Source organism: Nocardia sp. NPDC102475 (assembly GCF_055584605.1).
On sequence record NZ_JBVJLS010000004.1, the window covers coordinates 385,367 to 406,813 of the forward strand.

The window sequence follows — 21,447 nt, forward strand, 5'->3', positions numbered from 1 at the left end:
GTGCAGCCCGGTCGGGCAATACGTCTGGAGCGATGGTCCGCCGTCACTATTTTCGGGAAATCTAATTCTCAAGTACGGAAACGTCGTTATACTTCCGTGCGTGCTGGCGGCGGCGTCGGCTCAGGTGGCCTTCTGGTGTACCTGGGCAAAATTCTAGCAATCCGCCAGTCCTTCATACTGTATTAACTACAGTATGCAAGTTGGCACTCGAGATGAGGATTTCCATGCGTGATTCACTCCTTCGCGCTGCGGTGGCGTGCTGTGGTTCGGCGGTCATTGCGGCCGCGGTTCTGACCGGTTGTTCCGACGACTCGAGTGCCGTGGCATCGACGTCGGCCGCATCGTCCAGCGCCGCCACTGCGGCGGCCTCGGCTGATTCGGCGACCATCAAGGCTGTCACCGATGCGTACGTGACCTTCTTCAATGGCGGGGCGCCCGCGGACCAGCGGATCGCGGTCGTGGAGAAGGGGCAGGTCTTCGCGCCGGTGTTGCAGGCGCAGGCGGGCAACCCGCAGGCGCAGGGCACCTCGGTCACGGTGTCTGCGGTCAAGCCGGTCGACGCCACCCATGCCGATGTCACCTACACCCTGCTGATGGGTGGTAATCCGGTGCTGCCGGATCAAACCGGCCAGGCGGTCAAGGATGGCGCGCAGTGGAAGGTTGCCGCGACGACATTCTGCGCTCTGCTGGCACTCCAGGGTGGTCAGTCCCCGGCCTGCTGACCGATCGCGAACCCGGAGCGCCCGGGTGCCGGAACGAACGTCCGGCACCCGGGCGCTTTGCGTTTTCGGCGGCTGATGTTCGGATCCGGCCTTCGGTGGAACTCTTGTGCAATGCACTACCGATAGGTATACAGTAGACATATCTATTCGACCTGCGGCAGGTTGTTCGATAGCAGCAGATGGCAGCCGGAATGGACTGTCACACCGCACTATTCGCCCAACTCGGACCGCGCTACGAGGCTGCGTAAACCGCTGTTGTCGAAGTCGGTGCTTGGGCTACCGGACAGGTCGAAACGACCATCCGGCGAATTGAAAGGATGCTGATGAGCGCGCTCGACTACAAGGCGATCGACGTCGACAACCACTACTACGAGCCGATGGACGCGTTCACCCGGCACCTGGACAAGAAGTTCCGGCGGCGGGGTGTCCAGATCGTCCAGGACGGCAAGTACCACACGGCGATTATCGGCAACCGGGTGAACCGGTTCATTCCCAATCCGACCTTCGACCCGATCATCGTGCCGGGCTGCCTGGATCTGATCTTCCGCGGTCAGGTCCCCGAGGGCGTTGATCCGGCGACGCTGATGCAGGTCGAGAGCCTGGAAATGCGGCCCGAATACCAGGATCGGGATGCCCGCGTGGCCGTGCTCGACAAGCAGGGCATCGAAACGATCTTCATGTTCCCGACCTTCGGCTGCGGCGTGGAAGAGGCGCTCAGGGACGATGTCGAGGCGACGGCTGCGTCCCTGCACGCCTTCAACCTGTGGCTGGACGAGGATTGGGGTTTCGACCGGCCGGACCACCGGATCCTCTCGGCGCCGATGATCTCGCTGGCCGATCCGGCGGCCGCGGTCGCCGAGGTCGATTTCGTGCTGGCTCGCGGCGCGCGCGTCGTCCATATCCGGCCCGCCCCGGTGCCCGGTGTCGGCAGGCCGCGCTCGCTCGGTGATCGGTCGCACGATCCGGTGTGGGCGCGACTGGCAGAGGCGAATGTGCCGGTCGCATTCCACCTCGGCGACAGCGGATATCTGAAGATCGCCGCCATGTGGGGCGGTAAGGATACGTTCGAGCCGTTCGGGCCCGGAGATGCGCTGGACAAGATCCTCGTCGACGACCGCGCCATCCACGACACCATGGCTTCGCTGATCATCCACGGTGTGTTCGATCGGCATCCGACGTTGCGGGTCGCCAGTATCGAGAACGGCTCGGACTTCGTGCACAGGCTGGCCAAGCGGATGAAGAAGCTGGCGAACCAGTCGCCGCGCGCGTTCCCGAACGATCCGGTCGACACCCTGCGCGAGCATGTGTGGGTGGCCCCGTACTACGAGGACGATCTGCCGCTGCTCGCGGAAAAGATCGGCGCTGAGCGCATTCTGTTCGGCTCGGACTGGCCGCACGGCGAAGGGCTGGCCGAGCCGGTGGACTTTACCCACGAGCTGACCGCCTTCGGCGCCGCCGACGTGCGAAAGATCATGCGCGACAACGCTCTGGAATTCCTGGGGCTGCCGGTCGCAGCCACCGCGTGAGATCGGGGCCGCGTTGACCGAATGGAGTATCGGGGCCGTCTTCGACGCTGTCGCGGCGGCGGTGCCGGACCGGACGATGACCGTCTGCGGCGAGCGGCGCGGCACCTTCGGTGAGTCGGGGCTGCGCATCCGGCGGTTCGCGAATTTCGTTGCGGCACAGGGTTTCGGAGAGCACACGCCGCGGCACCGGCTCGCACGGTGGGAGTGCGGTCAGGACCGCATCGCCCTGCTCATGCGCAACGATCAGTACCTCGACGTGCTGCTCGGGTGTGTGCAGGCGCGCGTCGTCCCGGTGAATATCAACTACCACTACACCGCGCGCGAGATCCGGGAGCTGCTGGCGTATGTCCGGCCGCGTGGCATCGTCTACCACCGGTCGTTCGGGCCGGTGGTAGCCGAGGCCGCGCCGGATGACGTGGAATTGTTGATATCGGTCGACGACGGCAGCGACGCCACTGAACCGGCGGGCACGGTGGCATTCGAGGATGCCGTGCGCCTCGGTGATCCCGACCGGGTGATCGCGACGACACCCGACGATCTGGTCATGCTGTGCACCGGCGGTACGACCGGTCGGCCCAAGGGTGTGCTGTGGCGGCAGAGCGATCTGTATGTGTCATCGATGAACGGTGCCGATCACGACTCCGCCGCGGGCTTGCGCGACCTCGCGCGGATGACCGGGCAGGTCTGGTTCGCGGTGTCGCCCCTCTCGCACGCCGCGGGCATCATGACCGCGCTCGCGGGACTGCTGGCCGGGCAGACGATCGTCCTGTACGACGATCGCGATCCCTTCGATCCGCGCATCGCGCTGGAAACCGCCCAGCGCGAGAACGCCGCGCTGATGACGATCGTCGGTGACGCCTACGCCGGGCCGCTGGTACGCGAAATGCAAACGCGCCCTTATGATTTGCCATCCTTGCTGGTGCTCGGGACCGGGGGAGCGGCGACCAACCCGCTGCACAAACGGCAGCTGCTCGAGTTGCTGCCGCACGTCATGCTGGTCGAAGGTTACGGCGCCTCGGAGACCGGCGGTATGGCCTTCGGCCGTAGTCGCCGCGGTGCCGAGGTCGAGACATTCGATCCGGGTCCCGGTGCGGCGGCGGTGGCACAGGACCGTACCCATTTTCTCGCGCCCGGTGACACCGAGATCGGGTGGGCGGCCAGAATCGGCCGGGTTCCCCTCGGCTATTTCGACGACCGCGCGGCCACCGAGCGCACATTTCCGGAGATCGATGGTCAGCGCATGGCCATCCCCGGCGATCGGGCGAGCGTCGATGCCGACGGCACCCTCCGGTTGCTCGGCCGCGATTCGCTGGTCGTCAATACCGGCGGGGAGAAGGTTTTCGTCGAAGAAGTCGAGGAGGTGCTACGGGCGCATCCGGGGATATTCGACGCATTGGTGGTGGGGCGGCCGAGTCCGCGCTGGGGGCAGGAGGTCGTCGCACTGGTGTGCCCTCGGGCGGGGGAGGAAATCACCGATGTGGCACTGCGGCAGGTGTGCAAACGCGAGCTTGCCGGATTCAAGGTGCCGAAGGAATTCATTTTCGTAGCGGAGATCCGACGCCTCGGCAACGGTAAGCCTGATTACCGCTGGGCCGCGAAACGTGTGGTGCCGGGCGTCGCGGAGGAAATTGGGGCATGACTGTGCGCAAAGTAATCGACGGCCTGGTGAACGTGCATTTCGGTGAGCGCGACCAGCCGGATTGGATGCTGAAGGTTCGGGACGACTATTTCAAGGGCCCGGCGTCGTTGTACGCGCAAGTCGAGCTCTCGGAATTGCTCGACGAGATGGATGGGCAGGGCGTCGAGAGGGCGATCCTGATGTATTCGATGGCGAAACCGTCGAAGACCGCGCTGAAATTCGTCGAAGCCCACCCGGACCGATTCGCGCTGGCCATCAACGGGGTCGATCTCCTGCATCCGATTCGGTCGCTGCGTGAACTGGATTCCCTGGTCAAGGATCTGCCGGTGGTCTATACGACGGCGGGACCGAGTTTCTGGGGCGACGGCCTGTATCCGCCGACCGACGCGGTCTACTACCCGCTGTACTACAAATGCGCCGAGCTGGGTCTGCCATTGTGCATGAATACCGGAATACCGGGACCGCCGATTCCCGGTGAGGTGCAGAATCCCATCTACCTGGATCGGGTGTGCTTCCGGTTCCCGGAGCTTCGGCTGTGCATGATCCACGGCGCCGATCCGTGGTGGGATATCGCGATCCGGCTGCTCATGAAATACGAGAATCTTCGGCTCATGACCTCGGCCTGGTCGCCCAAACGGCTGCCGGAGAGTTTGGTGCATTTCATGCGGACCCGGGGCAAGCAAAAGGTGATCTTCGGCTCGGACTGGCCGGTGCTTCGCATGAGCCGGGTGGTGCCGGAAGCGCTCGCGCTCGACCTCCCCGAAGACGTGCTGGACAACTATCTCTACAACAACGCCCAGGAATTCTTTTTCGGTGACCGAGCGGTCGCCGACTGAGCCGCGCGCGGAACGAGGAGCAAGGGAAATATGGACCGCTACGAATTGCGCAGGCAGGATTACAGCCTGTCGGAAGACCAAACGGAACTCCAGGCCGTGTATGCGAAGTTCTTCAAAAGCCGGTGCCCCTTGGAGGTCGTGCGCGCGGCCGAGCCGACGGGTTTCGACAAGAATCTGTGGGAGCAGCTGTGCGGTACCGGTGCCACCACCATGGCGCTGCCCGAATCCGTTGGCGGCGACGGCGCGACACTGGTCGACCTCGTCCTGGTCGCGGAAGAACTCGGCCGCACCATCGCACCCGTGCCGTGGATTGATCACGTCTGCGCCGCGCGTCTGCTCGGGCGGCTCGGCGCATTAGGCGCCGAGGCGGCCGACGTGGTCGAAGGCCGACAGGTGGTCGCGCTGGATCCGCGCCTTGATGCCGTCGCCGGAATCCGGCTCATCCCATCGGGTTCGGTCGCCGATCGGATCATCGTGCGCGACGGCGACGATATCGTGGCGCTGAGCTTCGCCAGCCGACCGGCGAAGGTCGACAATATCGGCCGTCTGCCAATGGCATGGGTCGATCCGGCGGCGGCCGATGGGCGGACTGTGCTGGCCAGCGGCGCCGAGGCGCTCGCGCACTACGAGCGGGCCCTCGATGAATGGCGCGTGCTCACCGCGGCCGCGCTGGTCGGGCTGGTCGAAGAGACGATGCGTATCGCGGCCGAATTCGCGAAAACCCGCTACACCATGGGTGTTCCGATCTCGACCCTGCAGGGCATCTCCCATCCGCTGGCCAATATCGCGATCGTCGTGCAGAGCGGGCGCAACCTGGCTCGGCGCGCGGCCTGGTTCTTCGAATACGAACCCGATGTCCAGCCCGGACTCGCGGCGGCGGCCTTCGTGTATATGGCGGAGGAGGCCGCCAAGGCCGCCACGATGGCCGTGCACGTCCAGGGCGGACTTGGCGTCACGACCGAATCGGCGGCCTCGGCCTATCTGGTGCGTGCCCGGGGCTGGCCGCTGGCGGCGGGTGATCCCGGTGCCAGCGCCGTGCGGGTCGCCGAACTGTTCGCGCGGGCCTAGGACGGAGCTACCGATGGACTTTTCCCTCGTTGAACTCTCCGCCGAGGACGCGGCCTTCCACGAGCGGGTGCGAAAGTTTCTCGACACCCATGTCACCGGCGAGGTGCGCCGTCGCGATCGCGAAACCGGCGACAACTTCGACGCGGGCGTACACCTGGCCATGGGCGCCGAAGGATGGCTGGCGGCCGAGATGAACAGCGGCGCCGAGGGCGGGATGACCCGCGTGCAACGGCGCATCTGGGATCTGGAGAAGCGGCGCGTGCACGTGCCCTGGGTTACCTGGGGCACCACCATAATCGTGGCGCAATCCGTCGCGCAGTTCGGATCGCCCGAACTGCGCGAGGAGGTGTTGCCGCGGGTGCTCACGGGCGAGGTCCGGTTGTGCCTGGGCTACACCGAGCCCGAGGGCGGATCCGATGTCGCGACGTGCAAGACGCGCGCGGTTCGCGACGGGGACCAGTGGGTCATCAACGGCGCCAAGATGTTCACCACCGGCGCGCACAACTGCCAGTACGTCTTCCTGATCACCAATACCGATCCCGAGGCGCGAAAACACAAGAGCCTCACCATGTTCCTGGTCCCGCTGGATACCCCGGGCATCGAGATCCAGGGCATCCGAACGGTGGACGGCGATCGCACCAATATCGTCTACTACAGCGATGTCCGGATCGATGACAAGTACCGGCTCGGCGAAGTGAACGGCGGCTGGCGAGTGCTCATGGAGCCGCTCAGTGTCGAGCACGGAGTGGTCGACGCCGCACCGGACGGCCTGCAGGATGTGTCGGTCCTGGTGCATCAGGGCCTGATGATGGCTACATCGGTCGACAAGGTAGCCGCGATTACGGCGCGGCGCGCTCCGGACGGTCGTCGGCTGCTCGACGACGGATCGGTCGCGTATCGGCTCGGCCGCAGCATCGCCCGGGTGGAGGCCGCGCTGTCGGCGCCGAATATGTTCGGGCGGGTCGCGATCGCCCAGGCTATGCGGGACATCTCCCCGGATCTGATGGATATCCTCGGCTCCGCTTCGGTCTTGCCGATCGATACCGATGGCGCCATCGATGACGGCGGCGCCGAATACCTCTACCGCTGGGCGCCGCTGTGCGGAATCTACGGCGGCACTCTCGAGGTCTTCCGCAACTTGATCGCGCAGCACGCGCTCGGTCTCGGACGTCCCAACTATGCCGCGCCGGCCAATGCGAAGGCGAACTGAATAGGTGCGCGCTGCACTCGACAAGGAGACCAGCGCAATGAAATACGTGCTCGAATATCCGAGCGAGCTACCGAGCGCCTCCGACGAGTTCCTGCGGCCGGAGGTGATTCGGGCGGTCGTCACCGCCGCCGAGGAGTCCGGATTCTCGGCGGTGGCATTGAGCGAACATCCGGCCCCGTCGCTGAAATGGCGGCGCAACGGCGGGCACAACACCCTCGACCCGATCGCGGCGCTGAGTTTCATGGCAGGCGTCACCGAGCGAATTCGGTTGCTGACCAACCTGTATGTCCTCCCGTTCCGCAATCCGTATCTGTCCGCGAAAGCGCTGGGCAGTCTGGATATCGTCTCGGGCGGACGGTCGATCGCCGGTGTGGGTGCGGGCTATCTGCGCGCGGAGTTCGCCGCCGTCGGCGTGCGCCACGAACGCCGCGCCGGACTACTCGACGAGGCATTGGGCGCGCTGCGGCGGATTTGGACCGAACCCGAAAAGCCGTTCGAGGGCCGAGATTTCGCGGCACCCGGGCCGTTGTGGCTACAGGCTCCGGTGCAACGACCGCATCCGCCGATCTGGATCGGCGGCAATGGTCCGGCCGCCCTGCGGCGGGTGGTGCAGCACGGCGATGGGTGGATGCCGATCATCGCGGGTGCGGATATGGCCGCCGCGATGCGCACCAAGGCCATCGAGAATCCCGATCAGTTCAGTGACGGTGTTACCGAACTGCGCCGGCGGCTGGCCGCCGCTGGCCGTGACCCGGATGCGGTCGATGTGCAAGTGGTGTGCCCGCATGTGGATTTCGCCGCAGCGGGCACGGTGCGCGCAGCGCGGGACTATCTCGGCGATCTCGAAAAGCGCGGTGCCCGTTGGACGGTCGTGCACGTCGACGGCTCGAGCCCCGAAGCGGCGGTGAATTTCGTGCGGACGTTCGGGCAGACCGTCATCGCCGATCGATGACCGCGGTGGGTCGCGAAAGCCATGCAATATGCATTACTGTAAATATATCAGTATCGGCGGTTTCCGCCCTGGCACGACTGGAGGTGTCACGTGAAGGTCCCCTTCACCTGGAAGGTCACCGGGTGGTTCATGGTGGGGTGGTCGGCCGAATTCCCGCAAGGTGAGGTTCGTCCGCTCCGATACTTCGGCGAGGATCTCGTCGCCTACCGTGACGAATCCGGTGAACTGCACATATTGACCGGGCACTGCCGCCATCTCGGTGCGCATATCGGCTACGGCGGAAAGGTGGTCGGCGACTGTGTCGAATGCCCGTTCCACGGTTGGCGCTGGGGCCCGGACGGCACCAATCGCCGCATCCCCGGCGAAGACCGGACCAACCGCGGACTGCGGTTGCGGGTCTATCCGGTCAACGAGCAGAACGGTTGCGTGTTCATGTGGCATCAGCCCGACGGCAAGGAACCGCAGTGGGAGATGCCCGATATCCTGCGCCTGTTCCCGGAACTCGGGACCGACCCGGACAACTTCTACCGGCCGTATCCGGAGTTCTCCCGCAAGACCGAACGCGAACCGGTGCATCCGCAGGTCGTTTTGGAGAACGGTCCGGACAGTCTGCATTTCGAGTATGTGCACGGCGCCACCGTCACCCCGCAGATGCTGGACTACAGCGTTGTCGACCACACCTGGAACTTCCTCACCGGCTGGCCCGACGCGCGCAGTGACGATCCGGACAAGATGGCATTGAAGATCCACGCGCAGATGTTCGGCCTCGGCGGCTCCATCAGCGCATTCGACGGATCGTCCAAGCACCGGCTCATCTTCGCCACGACGCCGGTCGACGACGAGTGCTCGGACCTGTTCTATTCGATCTGGTGGCCGCGCAATCCGGGTGACGATTCCGACGTTCCGCCACCGGAGGTTCGCGAACGCGTCGAGAAGCAGTTCCTGGTCACCGTGTGGGAAGACCTGAGCATCTGGCGGCATCAGAAGTACGTCGAGCGCCCGCCGCTTTCACCCAAGGACGCGAAACCATATCTGTCGCTTCGCAAGTGGGCCACCCAGTTCTACGACGTTCCGCCGGTCGGCGCCGAGTGAGTCGGCTCGCGCTGGCGGATCTGGTCGCGCCCGAGCGCACAGCCATCCTCACCCAGGAGTGCCAGGGCGCGGTCGTCGGGCCCGAGGCCGGTCTGCCCGCCCTCGCGGACGAGGCGCGTCGCGAGGCACTGCCCAATATCGGCAAGTTGCTGCCCGCGGCGCGTGCGGCCGGAGTCCGGGTGGTGCACTGCCTGGTATCGCGGCGGGCCGACGGCCAAGGCGCCAACCACAATGCCAAACTCTTCGCCGTCGGCCGCCGGGGTGTCTCCGTCGCTCCCGGCAGTGCCGGTGCCGCGCTGCTACCGGAATTCGGGCCGGAACCGAGCGACCTCGTGCTCACACGGGGACACGGCCTCGGCCCCATGGGCGGCACCGATCTGGACGCGGTGCTCCGCAATCTCGGTGTCTCGACCATCGTCGCGGTCGGGGTGTCGCTCAATGTGGCCATCCCGAATTTGGTCATGGACGCGGTGAATGCCGCCTATCGCGTTGTGCTGCCCAGCGATGCCGTCGCGGGGGTGCCGCGCGAGTACGGCGCCGCCGTTATCGAGAACACGCTGTCCCTGCTCGCCACCGTGACCACGACAGCGAACATGTTGGATGCTTGGGGGCGCTAGCGAGTGGTAGCCCCTGACCGCACCTGTACAACTGGTCGGTGCCCGCGGCGGCTACCAGGCCCGATCTTGGCCAATTCGCTGCAGTAAGGGTGGACCCGGTGTCAAGCCAACCTTGCAGAGCTTGTTGCCGAATTGGCGCGGTCTTGGCCGTGACGCATGTCATGTGCCTATGTGGACCGCTACGGCGCAATCTAGCCCGCCGCTAGGGGATTGGTCTGTCGCTGGGCGCGTTGGTGTGACGGCACGATCGCATGTTCGGCGTGTTCGGCAACAGGCTCTGCAGTTTCCGTGCATGTGGCTGTCGGTGGTGGGAATCGGTTTCCCGGATGCGTGTAGCGGTGGCCCTACCACCGCCACAATCGCCCGCGTCTTCCGGTCCGGAACGGAAGAAATCAGGTGGTGACGATAGTTGCCCCGGCTGTGCCCGGAGCGCCGTAGAGCAGCGCGAAACCGGCCTTGGGTGCGCCGGATACCTGACGATCCCCGGCGGTCCCGCGCAGTTGCAGGACGAGTTCGTGCAGCTGGCGCATTCCCGATGCGCCGATGGGCTCGCCGTTCGCGATCAGTCCGCCGTCGGTGTTGACCGGCATCGCACCGGAGATCTCGGTGACACCGTCGGCGATCAGCTTCTCCTGGTCTCCGTCGGCGCAGAATCCGGCCTCGGCCATGTGGATGACCTCGGCCGCGGCATCGGTGTCCTGGAGCTGGAGGACGTCGATGTCCTTCGGTGCGATACCCGCGGACTCGAATGCCGCGCGCGATGCGTAGACCGAGGGGGACACGTCTTCCTGCACCGGTGCGTAGGTCGTATTGACCTCGTACGCACCGTATTTGCGCGTGCGCACCTCGACAGCGCGCACGTATATCGGCTTGTTGGTGTAGCGGTGCGCGATGTCGGCTCGGCACATGATCACGGCGGCGGCGCCTTCGTCCGGCGCGCAGAACATGTAGTGGGTCAGGGGGTAGTTGAGCATCGGCGCGGCGAGGATGTCCGCCTCGGAGACGGGCTTGCGGCGGAAAGCGTTCGGATTCGATACGCCGTTGCGGTAGTTCTTGGCCGCGACCTTGGCCAGGGTCTGCACGGAGATCCCGTGGTCGTGCAGGTAGCGGTTGGCCTTCATCCCGAAGAACTGTGTGGTCAGGTATTGACCGTTCTCGCCGTACCACTTGGGCATGCCGACGAGGGTGGGGTCGACGGTGAACGCGCCGCGTGGATGTTTGTCCAGGCCGATCGCGATGCCGATGTCGTACTTGCCGAGCCGGATCGCGTCGGCGCAGGCTTCGGTGGCACTGGCCGAGGTGGCGCAGGCGTTGAACACATTGGTGAAGGGGATCCCGGTCAGTCCCATCAGGCCGACAATCGCGTCGGGATTGGCGACCTCCCAACTGCCTCCGACGGCGAATTGGATATCTCGCCATTCCAATCCGGCATCGGCGAGTGCGGCGCGAATGGCGTCGGTCCCCATCTGCATCGCGGTCTTGCCTTCGAAGCGGCCGAATGGATGCATACCCACACCGATGATCGCTACATCGTTGGTCATCTGAAAAATCCTGTCCCTCAGGCTGGTTGGAAGGCGAAGGTCAGCACCTCGTTGCCTTCGGGGTCGGTGCCGAGCGGCACGGCTGTCAGCGCTACTTCCATTCCGAACTCCAACTTGTCCGGGTCGTTTTCGGTGAGCCGGGCTTCGACCCGGATGACATCGCCGAGCTGCACCAGACCGACCCCGAAGGGAACGAAGTTTTTCGCTGTCTCGTCGCCGAGATAGGGCGGCCCTGGGAGGAACCCCTGGGTGGTCCAGGCCACCAGGGTTCCGCTGCGCGGCAGTGTGATCGGTTCGATCGATTGCCGACTGCACCGCGGGCACAGGTCCTGGATGGGGAAGACGGTCGCACCGCACTCGCCACACGACCCGCCGACGAGCCGGAACTCTTCGTTCGGCCAGTTGGAGATCTCCGGGGCAATCATTCTGCGCATATTCGTTCCTCCAGCTTGCGGATACTTATACAGTAAGCCATACCGGAAGTGCTGTCACAACCATCCGATCGCGAGGTCGAGCCGTCGCCCGGCGACGCTTGCGGCAGTCTCTAGAGAGCATTACGGTATTCATTTCGATACTATTGGCGAACGGTGGTGGAAGATGTCGAAAGTGCCTGCCGGATTCGAGGACCTGCTGCGGCGCCCGATCGTCGGCGTGCTCGCGACCGTGACCCCGCACGGATCCCCGGACCAGACGCCTATGCGGTTCACCTGGGATGGCGCACATCTACGCATGAGCCATACGATCCCGCGGCGGAAGTTCACGAGCCTGCAGGCCAACCCCAACTATTCCTTCATCATCACCGATCCGGACGCTCCGTCCCGGGTCTTGGAGGCGCAAGGATGGCTGGTCACCGTCAAAGGGGATGAGGACGGCTCGTTCTATTCGGCGTTGAACGAGTTGTACGGCGAAACCGAGAAGGGCCTGCCCGCCGACGTGAACGATCGGGTCGTGCTGCTGCTCGACGCAACCAGGTTCATCGCCAAATAGCGAAGGAAATAAGACATGGCGCAGCCGATAGCCGCCCCGATCTTCGATGCCGACTCACACATGTACGAGACCGTCGAAGCTCTCACCCGATACCTGCCCGAGCAGTACCGGCAGGCTGTCCAGTACGTCCAGATCGGACGCCATACCCGGATCGCGATCAACGGCCGGATCACGGACTTCATCCCGAACCCGACCTTCGATCGTGTCGCCGCGCCGGGCGCGCACGAGAAGTTCTTTGCCGGTGCGAATACCGAAGGCCTCACCCTGCGCGAAATGCAGGGCGCCGCGATCGAAGCGCCCGCCGCCACCCGCAATCCGGACGATCGGATCATCGAACTCGACCGCCAGGGTGTCCGCGAAACACTGAACTATCCGACACTGGCGAGTCTCGTCGAGCACTCCGCGGCCGATGATCCCGAGCTGACCCTGGCCATCATCCACGCACTCAACCAATGGATGCTCGAGCACTGGAGCTTCGCCTACCGGGATCGGATCTTCAGCACGCCGATCATCAACTGCGCCGAAGTCGACGGTGCCCGGCGAGAACTCGAGTATCTGCTCGACAACGGCGCGAAGGTGGCCCTGATCAAGCCGGCGCCGGTCAAGGGTCTGCACGGATGGCGATCCCCGGCGCTGCCGGAGTTCGATCCGTTCTGGCGTGACGTGGAGAACGCCGGGCTGCCGATCGTGCTGCATGCCAGCCAGCCGCCGCTGGATGAGTACATCAACAAGTGGGAACCGCCGGCCACCAAGAACTTCATGGCCATGAGTTCATTCCGGTGGCTGGCGCTCGGGCATCGGGAGATCTCCGACATGATCGGCAGCCTGATCTGCCACGGCACCCTCACCCGATTCCCCAAGCTGCGCATCGCCAGTGTGGAGAACGGCAGTTCGTGGATCCATCCCCTCTTCCGTGATCTGGCGGACCTGACCAAGAAGATGCCACAGAACTTCCCCGAAGACCCGCTGGAAGTTTTCCGGCGCAATATCTGGGTCAGCCCGTTCTGGGAGGGATCGGTCGCCGACGTCGTCGCAACGGTCGGCTGGGACCGGGTGATGTTCGGCTCGGACTACCCCCACCCCGAGGGACTACCGGAGCCCAAGGGCTACTGGAAGTACGCCGAGGGCATGGACGAGCGCCGCACCTGGGACTTCATGGGCGACAACGCACGCCGATTCATGGGCCTGCCGATCGCGAATCCCGATCCGGCCGCGCAGCATCCGCCGGTGTTCGAGGTCCAAGAGTGACGCGTCCCCTACCGGCCATCACGCCCGAGAACGAATTCTTCTGGACCTCCGGCGCGGACGGCCGGCTGCGCATCCGGGAATGCCTGTCCTGTGCCGCGTTGATCCACCCGCCGCAACCGGTCTGCCGCTATTGCCGCGGCGACCGGATGGGCGTGCGGGCGGTCAGCGGCTTCGCCACCCTCATCGGTTTCACCGTCAACCACCGCTTTCGTGTGCCCGGTCTGACCACGCCCTACGTGGTGGCACAGGTTGCCCTGGAAGAGGATCCGCGCGTGCGGCTGACCACCAATACGGTGGGATGCGAAGCGGAACAACTGACCCTCGGTATGCGCATGCAGGTAGTGTTCGAGGGTCTCGGCGAGGTGTGGCTGCCGCTGTTCCGCCCGGCGGATGAGCAGAAGCCGTTGGCCGCCTTGCCATCCGACGATATCGAGCCTGCATCGGTGTCGCGCCATGTGCGGCCGATGGCGTCACCGGAGAAGTTCGAGGACAAGGTCGCTCTCACCGGAATCGGGATGTCGGAGCTCGGGCGGCGGTTGATGGCCGATCCGCTGTCGCTGACGGTGCAAGCCTGCCGGGCGGCGGTCGAGGACGCGGGCCTGCGCCTCGAGGATATCGACGGGCTGTCGACCTATCCGGGATCCGGTGGCTTCGGCCCATTCGGCGAGGGCGGTGTCACCGCCCTCGAATCGGCCCTGGGTATCCGCCCGACCTGGTACAACGGCGGCGCGGAGACCTTCGGGCCGGGGGGTTCGGTCATCGCCGCGATGCTGGCGGTGGCCAGCGGGCTGGCCCGGCACGTGCTGTGTTTCCGCACCGTATGGGAGTCGACCTATGGGGAATTGATTCGCGCCGGGCGCATTTCGCCTTCCGGCGGGATCGCCGACGGATGGCTCGTGCCGTTCGGTGCGAGCTCGGCGGCGCATCTGCTGGCGCAGACCGCGCAGCGGCATTTTCACCGCTACGGCACCGATCGCGAGACCCTCGGCTGGATCGCCCTCAACCAACGAACGAATGCCGCATTGGATCCCACGGCGATCTACCGGGACCCGCTCACCATGGGCGACTACCTCGCGGCGCGTCCCATCACCACGCCCTTCGGGCTCTACGACTGCGACGTGCCATGCGACGGGGCGGTCGCGGTGATCGTCTCCGCCCGGGAAACCGTCGGTGATCTGGCGCAACCGCCGGTGCTGGTGGAGGCCGTCGGAACCCAGATCATCGAACGCCTGGAATGGGATCAGAGCACCCTCACCCATGAGCCGCAGGTACTGGGCCAGGCCGCGCACATGTGGACGCGCACCGACCTGACACCCGCCGACGTCGATGTGGCCGAACTCTACGACGGATTCACCTTCAACTGCCTGTCCTGGATCGAGGCCCTCGGATTCTGCGGTATCGGCGAGGCGAAAGACTTTCTGGCGCAAGGCAAGAACATCGCCCGTGACGGTGTATTGCCGCTCAATACCCACGGCGGGCAGCTCTCACACGGCCGCACCCACGGCATGGGCCTGGTCCGCGAGGCCGTCCTCCAGCTTCGGGGTCAGGCCGGAGTCAGACAGATTCCCGACGCTCGCGTCGGCGTGGTCACCAGCGGCGGGCTGACGCCCAGCGGTGTGCTGCTGCTGCGAGCGGACCGGTGACGGCGGCGGGGCGCCGACAACTGTCACGTCTGTGATTACGGTTGACTGTGTCGGTGATCGATCATGATGTGCTCAGTGTGTTCTGTGGACCAGCAGGCGATTTCGGCAACGAACTCGGCGTCGTGCAGGGTCCGAATGTCGCCTCCGACGCCGAGCGGCTCGCGATCGCACGCGACCTCGGGTTCAGCGAGACGGTGTTTGTCGATGATTCGGTTCGTGCCGCCATCGATATTTGGACACCATCGGTGCGGCTGCCATTCGCCGGGCATCCCTGCGTCGGTGCGGCGTGGCTGCTGGATACATCGGAACTCGAAACCGCCGCAGGGATTGTCACTGCGCGCCGCGACGGCGAGTTCACCTGGATCACTGCCCGCGCAGAGTGGGCGCCGTCCCGTACCTTGAAGCAGTACGACTCGGCCGAGGAGATATACGAGCTCGAGGTACCTCCACCCGGTGAATGGATCTACGCGTGGGCCTGGCAGGACGAACCCACCGGCCGGGTCCGGGCCCGAGCATTCCCAGGCCGCGGCGACGGCATCGACGAGGACGAGGCGACCGGTGCTGCGGCGCTACTCCTGACGGCCACTCTCGGCCGATGTCTGACCATCACACAGGGTCGGGGCTCGCAGATCCTGACATGTCCGAAGCCCGACGGCTCGATCGAGATCGGTGGACGCGTGCGGCGGGTTACGGCCTTCGCCCCACGGACCGCCTGAACGCAGATCTGGCGCCGGGATGATGGACCACGGTCGCGAGTTTCGCGACGAGATCGGTGTACGGCTCGAATCCGGCCCGCACCGGTGCGAAGGTTTCAGTCCCCACAGTGTCTTTCCTGTGGATTTGTCGATAAGTTCGGTCCCCATGAAGCCCGGGACGACCACTATTGTTCAGCGAAAGGTTTTCTCGCCCAAGGACTTCACAGGCGCCGACGAAGGCGTCGACGCCTGAGAGCCTTCGAATCAGTTATTGGGTGTGCGACTGGTGAAATCGAAGGAACCGCTGTCGATGCCCCAGGAGATGATCCGTTCGGGGTGGATCCGAATGATCGAGCGCTCCTGGGGCGGGAACGGCGGCTCCTGGTCGTCGAGTGCCTCGGCCGTGCCGCGCACCTCGATGCCGCGAATAACATACGGCTCCAACGAGACCTGCTGGTCGACGACGAACGACACCCGACTGCCCGCCTCGACGTTGCGGTACTTGCGGCTGGTCTGCATGCGCATACCGCCGATGTCGATGGTGCCGTCGGCATTCACCCGATAGCTGGTCGGGTTGTTCTGTACAACGCCGTCGGGCGATACCGTGGCCAGCCGACCGATCCCGGCCTCCGCGAGGAACTGCTGCTCGTTCGTAGTGAAAGTCACCGATGCAGCGTAGCGGGATGCCTCGGCAGCGATCACGCCATTCTTGGGGGCCGGGGGTGATGCACGATTGCTCCTACGTGTCAGTCGCTGGACGGCAGTGCTTTGGCTTGCTTGAGTTCCAAGGGGATGTCGTGCACCGCGAGCGTGCCGGATCCCGGTCGGGTGACGAGGATTTCGGCCCCGGTCTCGTGGACGTAGCGTTTTCCGAGGGCGGTGCCGTCGGCAAAGCGCGGGTCGAGATCGGCGGTGGTCTTCTCGGCTCCGATCGGCACCATGGGGGCACCGCCGCAGCGCAGTCCGTCGAGAGCGTCGGTGGCTCTGATGACGATCACCTGGGTTTCGCAGACCTGGCTTTCCAGCCGGGCGCCACTGTTGATCACGATGCTTCCTCGCTGGTCGGGGTGAGTTCTTCGATCAGGTTGCGCCGCAGCACTTTCCCGGTTGGTGTGGTTGGCAGCTGATCGCGGAATACGATGCGGTCCGGTGTTCGCGACCCACGCAGGTTGGCGCGGACGTAGTCGCGCAGTACGTCCGGATGCGGATTGGTACCGGGTGCGGGGACGATCACGGCGACGATGATCTGGCCCCATTGCGGATCGGGGACGCCGATCACCGCGGTCTCATGGACGTGCGGGTGTTCCACGAGCACGTCCTCGAGTTCGGCTGGTGCGATGTTCTCACCGCCCCGGATGATGGTGTCGTCGCTGCGGCCGCCGAGAAACAGGTAGCCGTCCTCGTCGAGGGTGGCGAGATCGTTGGTGGGGAACCAGCCTTCGCCGTCGAGCACCGAACCGATACCGGCGTAGGCGCCCGACACCTGCGGGCCGCGGACGAACAGCGCGCCGGTCTTGCCTGGGGCGGCGATCGTGCCGTCGTCGGCGCGGGTCTGCAGTTCGATGCCGGGGACCGCGCGGCCGACCGAGCCGAGTCGTTTCGCGACGGCGAGATCGTCGGCGTGGTAAGCGTTCCAGTGATCCGCGGGGGTGAGTACCGCGATGGTCGAACTGGTCTCGGTCAGGCCGTAGGCGTTCACCAAGCCGACGTCGGGCAGCAACTCGAGGGTCTTGCGCACGAGCGGCAGCGGCGCCTTCGAACCGCCGTAGGCGAGGGTACGCAGGGTCGGCAGCGTCACCGGCGTGGCCTCCAGCGTGCCGACGATCCGATCGAGCATCGTCGGCACCACGGTGGCGTTGGTGATCTGCTCGTCGTTGACCAGCCGGATCCACTCCCGTGGCTCGAACTGCCTGAGGTACACCATTTTTCGGCCGGCATAGAGATTCGACAGTGCCGCACCGACGCCCGCGATGTGATACGGCGGCACACAGATGAGCGCGGCGTCGCCGGGCTCGGCCGAGCCGAAGTCGACGGTGCCCAGGATGTAGCTGGTCAGATTTGCATGGGTCAGCTCCACCGCCTTGGGACGTGCGGTCGTGCCGGAGGTGAACAGTACGACCGCGACGTCTTCGGGTGCGGTATCGACGATTTCGGCGTCCGCCGCCGCGGCCCGGGTGGCGGCGAGGAACAGATCGGAGTCGATGATCTGCCTGCCCGCACCCTCGACCGCGTCGGCGTATTCGGCGTCGACCACCACCAGCGGCGCGGGCAACCGGTCGATCAACTCACGCAGTGCGGAGGCGCTGAGACGGTAGTTCAACGGGGTGAACGCCCTTCCGGCTCGGGCGGAGCCGAACAGCAGCAGAGGCACCATGACGCCACTGGTCCCGACGTATGCGACGTGTCCGACGCCCGACGAACCGATCAGTCCCGCCGCGCCGAGGGCCATGGCATCCAGTTCCGCGGTGGTGACCCGAACAGCGCCGGATACCACCGCGAGCTGATCGGGATCGTCGGCCGCGACCATGTCGAGCAATAGCGAGATGCTCAAACCTCAGCTCGCGTTCTGGGCGGTCGCGGCTTTGATCTGCGACTGGAACTGCCGCAGCTTCTCCTCGGCCGCGGTCGACTTGTGGCTGCGCGCCTGAATGCTGACATCGTGGTCCCCGGCGGCCGCGCGCAACGCGCCGACGGTGGCCTTCTCCCGCGGCACATGGGCGAACGGGTCGAAGGAGTACCAGCGCATGGCGTTCAGATGCGTCATCTTGTCGATCTCGTCGTCTGGCACCTGCTCGCGCTGCAGCACCTCGTGCAGTGCCTCCGGAGCATCGGGCCACATCGAGTCGCTGTGCGGGTAGTCGGCTTCCCACGAGATGTTGTCGATGCCGATCTCGTTGCGCAGCCGCACACCGATCGGATCGCTGATGAAACAGGTCAGGAAATGATCCCGGAAGACCTCCGAGGGCAGCTTGCCGCCGAAGTCCTGCATGGTCCATGTCGAATGCATTTCGAAGGTGCGGTCGACGCGTTCCAGGAAGTACGGAATCCACCCGGTGCCGCCCTCGGACAATGCGATCTTGAGATCCGGATAGTCCTTGACGGGCCTGGACCACAACAGATCCGCGGCGGCCTGCACGATATTCATCGGCTGCAGCGTGATCATCACATCCGGCGGCGAGTCGACCGCGGGAATCGAGAGCCGTCCCGATGATCCGATGTGGACGCTGCATACGGTATCGGTGTCGACCAGGGCCTGCCACAGCGGATTCCAGTACGGGTCATGGAAACTGGGGTAGCCCAATGCCGCCGGGTTCTCCGTGAACGTCAGCGAATGTACACCCTTGTCAGCGCAGCGACGCACCTCGGCGGCGCACAGTTCGGCATCCCAGATCACCGGCAGTGCCATGGGAATGAAGCGTCCGGGATAGGCGCCGCACCATTCATCGATGTGCCAGTCGTTGTAGGCCCGCACCAGGGCCAGTGAGAAGTCCGAATCGTCGGTGGCGAACAGGCGGGCCGCGAATCCCGGAAACGACGGGAAGTTCATCGACGCCAGAATGCCGCCCGCATTCATATCCTTGACGCGCTCATCGACGTCGTAGCAGCCGGGCCGGATCTCGTCGAGCCCTTCGGGTTCGAGCCCGTACTCGTCCTTCGGTCGGCCCGCCACCGCATTGAGCGCGACATTGGGAACCACGATGTCTCGGAATTTCCACATGTCGGCGCCATCGTCGGTGTGTATCAACCGCGGCGCGTCGGCGGCGTACTTCTTCGGCAGGTGGTTTTTGAACATGTCCGGCGGTTCGATGATGTGGTCATCGACGCTGATCAGGATCATGTCGTTCTTATCCACGTCCACGCTCCTTCGATGAGGATTACAGTATGGCTTACAATATAGCCCGTGGTGGGCAGTTGCGGGATGGTCGATGGGATCCGTTTCAGAGGACCGCGCCCGCATCTTTGGCGGCGACGATCTCGTCCCAATCCATGCCGAGTTCGAGCAGGATGGTCTCGGTGTGCTCGCCGTACTCCGGCGAGCGGGTCGGCGGTGCCGGGATCTCATCGAATTGCACTGGGGCGCTGACGGTTCGGTAGGACTTACCGGCGCTGTCGGTCAATGTCATCAGATAGCCATTGGCTGCCACCTGGGGGTCGGCGAGCACTTCCTGCGGGCTGGCGATGGTGGCCCATACACCCGGCTCGTCGGCCAGGATCTTCTGCCATTCGGCGAGATCGCGTTCGGCGAAGGTCTTGCGGAGTTCGGCCGTGGCGGCCTCGTGGTTGACGACCAGATTCGCCAGCGGCACGAACCGTTCGTCGGTGGCCATATCGGCCCGACCGATGCGTTCGCAGAATCCCCGCCAATAGCGGTCCGCCTGCAGCAGCATCATCTGCACCCAGCGGCCGTCGCGCGTCTTGTACCGGTTGACGGCGGGATTGAGTGCGGTCCCCGCCGGGTTCGGCGGAATCCGGTCGATGTCGTAGTAATCGGCCGCCCCGATATCCGGGGCCACGGCCCACATGCCCTGCGCCAGTAGGGAACTGTCGACGATCGGGGCGTGTCCGGTGCGCTCGCGGTGGAACAGCGCCGCCGTGACACCGCCCGCCAGGGTGATGCCGCCCTGGAGATCGCCGAAGGCCGGTCCTTGGGCCACCGGATATTCGGCATCGGGCGGGGTGAGGGCGTAGGCGACACCGGCCCGCGCCAGATAGCTGGCACCGTCGAATCCGCCGCGCTCGCGCTCGGGTCCGCGGCTGCCGTGGCCGCTGCCCCGGGCGATGATGATCTTCGGGTTGAATTCACGAATTCGTTCGACGGACAAACCGGCGCGTTCGAGCGGTCCTGGCAGCCAATTGGTCAGGAACACATCGGTGTTCGCGATCAGCTTGCCGAGGATTTCGTGTCCGCGCTCGGATTTGATATCCACGCCGATGCTGCGCTTGCCGTGGTTGCCGAGTTCCATCATGTAGTTGGCCTGCACCGGCGAGTGCGCGGGATCCAAGCCACCGACGACCAGGGCGCGACACGGATCGCCGCCCCTGGTGTCCTCGATCTTGATCACATCCGCGCCCCAATCCGCCAGTGCGGCACCGGCGCTGGGCACATACGTCCACGACGCCAGTTCGACTACTCGGACGCCATTGAGCAGACCCGACATTGGAGCTCCTTTTCCTGCGATTGCTCACCGTCTTGAAGTAATATACGGTAATGCTTACAGTTAAGCATCCAGGATGGACCATCCCGGTGGGTCTCGGACAACGTCGCCCGAAGGGAATCAGCGTTGCTTCCCGCGTGCCCGGAGCTCACTACCTGCCGCGGGCGAGGCGGTGACGCGCGGTAACTGCCCGCCCGATGATCAGGAGGAAATGTGAGGGAGCGCAGCGAGCGAACCACCCAGCACAGCGCGGTCGCGTACGACGGAGCCGAGCGCCGGCGGGGTGGAGTCGTGAGCGAGCGTCAGCGAGTGAACCATCAGCACAGTGCGCCTTCGCGTACGACGGAGCCGAGCGCCGGCGGGGTGGAGTCGTGAGCGAGCGTCAGCGAGTGAACCATCAGCACAGTGCGCCTTCGCGCACGACGGAGCCGAGCGCCAGCGAGGTGGAGTCGTGAGCGAGCGTCAGCGAGTGAACCATCAGCACAGTGCGCCTTCGCGCACGACGGAGCCGAGCG

Annotated in this window: 20 protein-coding genes; 13 read left to right on the forward strand and 7 right to left on the reverse strand. The window is 65.1% G+C overall.

Annotation, left to right across the window (positions count from 1 at the left end; genetic code table 11):
• Positions 1–224 precede the first annotated feature (224 nt).
• From ACZ60G_RS09980 to ACZ60G_RS10020, 9 genes are all read left to right on the forward strand, one after another.
• Positions 225–722, forward strand: a complete 498-nt coding sequence (locus tag ACZ60G_RS09980) for an MTB12 C-terminal domain-containing protein (RefSeq protein WP_387293695.1) — start codon at positions 225–227, stop codon at positions 720–722.
• 323 nt (positions 723–1,045) lie between these two features.
• Positions 1,046–2,248: an amidohydrolase family protein gene (locus tag ACZ60G_RS09985; protein WP_465808930.1), complete on the forward strand. Its 1,203-nt coding sequence runs from the start codon at positions 1,046–1,048 to the stop codon at positions 2,246–2,248.
• A 13-nt stretch (positions 2,249–2,261) separates the two neighbouring features.
• Positions 2,262–3,887 carry an AMP-binding protein gene (locus ACZ60G_RS09990; RefSeq protein WP_465808932.1) on the forward strand — a complete coding sequence of 542 codons (1,626 nt, stop codon included), beginning with the start codon at positions 2,262–2,264 and terminating at the stop codon, positions 3,885–3,887.
• Positions 3,884–4,723, forward strand: a complete 840-nt coding sequence (locus ACZ60G_RS09995) for an amidohydrolase family protein (protein ID WP_465808933.1) — start codon at positions 3,884–3,886, stop codon at positions 4,721–4,723. The genes ACZ60G_RS09990 and ACZ60G_RS09995 overlap by 4 nt, the downstream gene beginning before the upstream one ends.
• Before the next feature lie 30 nt (positions 4,724–4,753).
• The gene (locus tag ACZ60G_RS10000) at positions 4,754–5,791 is read left to right on the forward strand and encodes an acyl-CoA dehydrogenase family protein (RefSeq protein ID WP_465808934.1); all 1,038 of its coding nucleotides are present in this window, start codon (positions 4,754–4,756) and stop codon (positions 5,789–5,791) included.
• 13 nt (positions 5,792–5,804) lie between these two features.
• The gene (locus tag ACZ60G_RS10005) at positions 5,805–7,001 is read left to right on the forward strand and encodes an acyl-CoA dehydrogenase family protein (protein ID WP_465808935.1); all 1,197 of its coding nucleotides are present in this window, start codon (positions 5,805–5,807) and stop codon (positions 6,999–7,001) included.
• 4 nt (positions 7,002–7,005) lie between these two features.
• On the forward strand, positions 7,006–7,953 hold the full coding sequence (locus ACZ60G_RS10010; protein WP_465808937.1) for a TIGR03619 family F420-dependent LLM class oxidoreductase: 948 nt from the start codon (positions 7,006–7,008) through the stop codon (positions 7,951–7,953).
• Between the two features lie 90 nt (positions 7,954–8,043).
• A complete protein-coding gene (locus tag ACZ60G_RS10015; RefSeq protein ID WP_465808939.1) occupies positions 8,044–9,045 on the forward strand; it encodes an aromatic ring-hydroxylating oxygenase subunit alpha in 1,002 nt (333 codons plus the stop codon).
• Entirely contained in the window at positions 9,042–9,662 is a 621-nt protein-coding gene (locus ACZ60G_RS10020; RefSeq protein ID WP_465808941.1) for a cysteine hydrolase family protein, read from the forward strand. The genes ACZ60G_RS10015 and ACZ60G_RS10020 overlap by 4 nt, the downstream gene beginning before the upstream one ends.
• Positions 9,663–10,054: 392 nt before the next feature.
• On the opposite strand, the gene ACZ60G_RS10025 is transcribed toward ACZ60G_RS10020, so the two are convergent.
• Both ACZ60G_RS10025 and ACZ60G_RS10030 read right to left on the reverse strand, forming a co-directional pair.
• Entirely contained in the window at positions 10,055–11,203 is a 1,149-nt protein-coding gene (locus tag ACZ60G_RS10025) for a thiolase family protein (RefSeq protein ID WP_465808943.1), read from the reverse strand.
• A 17-nt stretch (positions 11,204–11,220) separates the two neighbouring features.
• A complete protein-coding gene (locus ACZ60G_RS10030) occupies positions 11,221–11,637 on the reverse strand; it encodes a Zn-ribbon domain-containing OB-fold protein (protein WP_465808945.1) in 417 nt (138 codons plus the stop codon).
• A 163-nt stretch (positions 11,638–11,800) separates the two neighbouring features.
• On the opposite strand from ACZ60G_RS10030, the gene ACZ60G_RS10035 reads away from it, so the two are divergent.
• From ACZ60G_RS10035 to ACZ60G_RS10050, 4 genes are read left to right on the forward strand one after another with little or no spacing between them, the layout of a single operon-like run.
• Positions 11,801–12,190, forward strand: coding sequence for a pyridoxamine 5'-phosphate oxidase family protein (locus ACZ60G_RS10035; protein ID WP_465808947.1), 390 nt, complete (start codon positions 11,801–11,803; stop codon positions 12,188–12,190).
• 15 nt (positions 12,191–12,205) lie between these two features.
• On the forward strand, positions 12,206–13,438 hold the full coding sequence (locus tag ACZ60G_RS10040) for an amidohydrolase family protein (RefSeq protein WP_465808949.1): 1,233 nt from the start codon (positions 12,206–12,208) through the stop codon (positions 13,436–13,438).
• Positions 13,435–15,081: a thiolase C-terminal domain-containing protein gene (locus ACZ60G_RS10045; protein ID WP_465808951.1), complete on the forward strand. Its 1,647-nt coding sequence runs from the start codon at positions 13,435–13,437 to the stop codon at positions 15,079–15,081. The genes ACZ60G_RS10040 and ACZ60G_RS10045 overlap by 4 nt, the downstream gene beginning before the upstream one ends.
• A gap of 53 nt (positions 15,082–15,134) precedes the next feature.
• Positions 15,135–15,797 carry a PhzF family phenazine biosynthesis protein gene (locus tag ACZ60G_RS10050; protein ID WP_465808953.1) on the forward strand — a complete coding sequence of 221 codons (663 nt, stop codon included), beginning with the start codon at positions 15,135–15,137 and terminating at the stop codon, positions 15,795–15,797.
• A 243-nt stretch (positions 15,798–16,040) separates the two neighbouring features.
• On the opposite strand, the gene ACZ60G_RS10055 is transcribed toward ACZ60G_RS10050, so the two are convergent.
• The 5 genes from ACZ60G_RS10055 to ACZ60G_RS10075 all read right to left on the reverse strand — a co-directional run bounded on the left by ACZ60G_RS10055 (position 16,041) and on the right by ACZ60G_RS10075 (position 20,935).
• Positions 16,041–16,442 carry a PPOX class F420-dependent oxidoreductase gene (locus tag ACZ60G_RS10055; RefSeq protein ID WP_387293680.1) on the reverse strand — a complete coding sequence of 134 codons (402 nt, stop codon included), beginning with the start codon at positions 16,440–16,442 and terminating at the stop codon, positions 16,041–16,043.
• Positions 16,443–16,522: 80 nt separating this feature from the next.
• Positions 16,523–16,822, reverse strand: coding sequence for a hypothetical protein (locus ACZ60G_RS10060; protein ID WP_465808954.1), 300 nt, complete (start codon positions 16,820–16,822; stop codon positions 16,523–16,525).
• Positions 16,819–18,327: a class I adenylate-forming enzyme family protein gene (locus ACZ60G_RS10065; protein ID WP_465808956.1), complete on the reverse strand. Its 1,509-nt coding sequence runs from the start codon at positions 18,325–18,327 to the stop codon at positions 16,819–16,821. Before ACZ60G_RS10065 ends, ACZ60G_RS10060 begins: the two co-directional genes overlap by 4 nt.
• A gap of 3 nt (positions 18,328–18,330) precedes the next feature.
• Positions 18,331–19,629, reverse strand: a complete 1,299-nt coding sequence (locus ACZ60G_RS10070; protein WP_465808957.1) for an amidohydrolase family protein — start codon at positions 19,627–19,629, stop codon at positions 18,331–18,333.
• Positions 19,630–19,714: 85 nt separating this feature from the next.
• A complete protein-coding gene (locus ACZ60G_RS10075; RefSeq protein WP_465808959.1) occupies positions 19,715–20,935 on the reverse strand; it encodes a CaiB/BaiF CoA transferase family protein in 1,221 nt (406 codons plus the stop codon).
• Between the last annotated feature and the right edge of the window lie 512 nt (positions 20,936–21,447).

Coding starts and splice junctions, on each gene's coding strand:
- ACZ60G_RS10030 (WP_465808945.1), bottom strand. CDS start 11,637: ATGCGCAGAATGATTGCCCCGGAGATCTCCAACTGGCCGAACGAAGAG.
- ACZ60G_RS09995 (WP_465808933.1), top strand. CDS start 3,884: ATGACTGTGCGCAAAGTAATCGACGGCCTGGTGAACGTGCATTTCGGT.
- ACZ60G_RS10005 (WP_465808935.1), top strand. CDS start 5,805: ATGGACTTTTCCCTCGTTGAACTCTCCGCCGAGGACGCGGCCTTCCAC.
- ACZ60G_RS09985 (WP_465808930.1), top strand. CDS start 1,046: ATGAGCGCGCTCGACTACAAGGCGATCGACGTCGACAACCACTACTAC.
- ACZ60G_RS10025 (WP_465808943.1), bottom strand. CDS start 11,203: ATGACCAACGATGTAGCGATCATCGGTGTGGGTATGCATCCATTCGGC.
- ACZ60G_RS10000 (WP_465808934.1), top strand. CDS start 4,754: ATGGACCGCTACGAATTGCGCAGGCAGGATTACAGCCTGTCGGAAGAC.
- ACZ60G_RS10040 (WP_465808949.1), top strand. CDS start 12,206: ATGGCGCAGCCGATAGCCGCCCCGATCTTCGATGCCGACTCACACATG.
- ACZ60G_RS10075 (WP_465808959.1), bottom strand. CDS start 20,935: ATGTCGGGTCTGCTCAATGGCGTCCGAGTAGTCGAACTGGCGTCGTGG.
- ACZ60G_RS10035 (WP_465808947.1), top strand. CDS start 11,801: ATGTCGAAAGTGCCTGCCGGATTCGAGGACCTGCTGCGGCGCCCGATC.
- ACZ60G_RS09980 (WP_387293695.1), top strand. CDS start 225: ATGCGTGATTCACTCCTTCGCGCTGCGGTGGCGTGCTGTGGTTCGGCG.